The sequence below is a fragment of the Ruegeria sp. CK2 genome, from assembly GCF_056536585.1.
The window spans coordinates 1-1,981 of sequence record NZ_JBQFPW010000054.1 but is presented as its reverse complement, the minus strand read 5'-3'; the positions used below and the strand labels follow the sequence as shown (position 1 = coordinate 1,981).

Below are 1,981 nucleotides of genomic sequence, written 5' to 3'. Positions count from 1 at the left end.
TTCATCGGTTCATCGGTTCATCGGTTCATCGGTTCATCGGTTCATCGGTTCATCGGTTCATCGGTTCATCGGTTCATCGGTTCAAGAACCGACGCTGCGCCTTGGCGCAGGCAGACAGCAGCACTTAACGGTCAAATCATCGTTACAGTCTGATACCCGGCCGAAGGTCGGCCGTTGCTCGTGGATTAACGGGCAGTCCGATCACGGCGTCAGGATTGGATGGCCTGAAGCGATCGTCTCTGACCTCTGTGACACGCGACATGGCAGTTATGCGCCCGGTGTTTGATGTGATCTCCTCGCGCTTTTTGCCACGATCAGTACGGCCTGCGCGGGCGCAATGCCGCCGAACACCGATGGCAGTTCGCTTTTGCCTGAGGCTGTCACAGCGCTTCCGGCCGATGCAAGCAGCAATTCCCGAATCCATACCAATCTACTGACCGCCGACGAACGGGTTGATGCCCTGGTTCAAACACGTTGGTGGTGCACGTCACAGGAGAGTCGCACAATGATAGCCGAAACCTTGGGCCTCGAGCCGGCCCTTCGCCCACGATCCGTTTTCGTTCGGGCTGATCGTTTGACCAAGCTCAAGGGCCAGGTGGCGAGCATTGCACCCAGCCTTTCGGTTGTGGTGACGTTAACGGTGCTGATCACCGGCGGCGCGGCGTATGCGGCCGATGAGTGCGGGGCGGAGCAAAAAGGCCAACAAGGTACTGTCATACAAGATACAGTCACATGTGACGCTCCCACTGGCACCGGCCCTAACCCCTACGCTGATGGCGTCACCTATACCGGTTCAGACGGGCTCACTCTGATACTTCCAGCCGACCCTGCCATCACGGTGGGTGGCTCCGGAGTGAGGTTGGAAAGAGTGAGTGACGGCGAAGGTGATATTTCTGTGCAAATGGACGGCGGAACAATCACCACGACTGGAGCAACCGGTTTCGGGATTTTGGCGAAAATCGGCCCGAATTACTTTGGCACGAGGGATGTTACAGGCAGTGTGACAGTGCGCATGACCAAAGGGAATATTAATATAGGCAGTGACTGGGGGAGTGCACTGTATGCGAGCACCTGGGGCACCGGCGCCGTGCTTGCGCAAATGGATGATGGCACAGTCACCACGATTGAGGACCAGTCCCGTGGGCTTGTCGCGTCGATCGGCAACGAGGATAGTACTGCGCCATCGACGGCACGCATGACCAAAGGGGATATCAGTACAGATGGTAACCGAGCCTACGGGCTTTTTGCGCAGACCAATGGCCATGGCACTGCGCTTGCTCAGATGGATGGCGGTAGAATCACCACGATTGGGGAAGTTGCTAGCGGGCTTGTGGCGGCATCGATCCGTGGGCAGGCGACTGTTAAGTTGGGCGTGGACGCCGAGGTTACGGTTTCCGGAGCACATGCACACGGCATCCGCGCTCAGGGTGCAACAGGCTTTGACGTGGATGTGGACGGTACTGTGACGGGTGGATCAGGAAACGGCGCCGCGATCCGAACGATGTCAAGCGACATCGGGACGATTGATATCACCAGCACCGCCAATGTGAATGCCGGGGCTTCTGGCATTGCGATACACACGATGACTTTCGGGGCGATTGGCCATGTAACAGAAGACGACGATGGCACAGCGACCATCACCTCGGCAGGAATGATCTCCGGTGACATTCTTCTTGATGCCGGTGATGATACCCTGATTGTGACAGGCGGACGCGTCATCGGTGATGTCTACGGCGGTGCGGGCGACAATACCGTGGAAATAGAGGGCGGCCATTTCGTCGGTGATGTTTATGGCGGAGACGGCAACGATACCCTGAACCTGTCAGGTGGCAGTTTCACCGGTGGCATTTATGGCGGTGCGGGTGACGATACCGTCACGATTTTCGACAAAAGCACCTATGACGGATCCCACGTTCTGGATGGTGGTGCAGGCGACAACGATCAGCTGACCCTGCACGGCCAGACCATCAGCAACACGGCA

General features: G+C 57.5%; 1 pseudogene. It reads left to right on the top strand.

Annotation, left to right across the window (positions count from 1 at the left end):
* Positions 1-505 precede the first annotated feature (505 nt).
* A pseudogene (locus ACR0BU_RS24630) lies at positions 506-1,981 on the top strand (hypothetical protein); the annotation flags it as partial.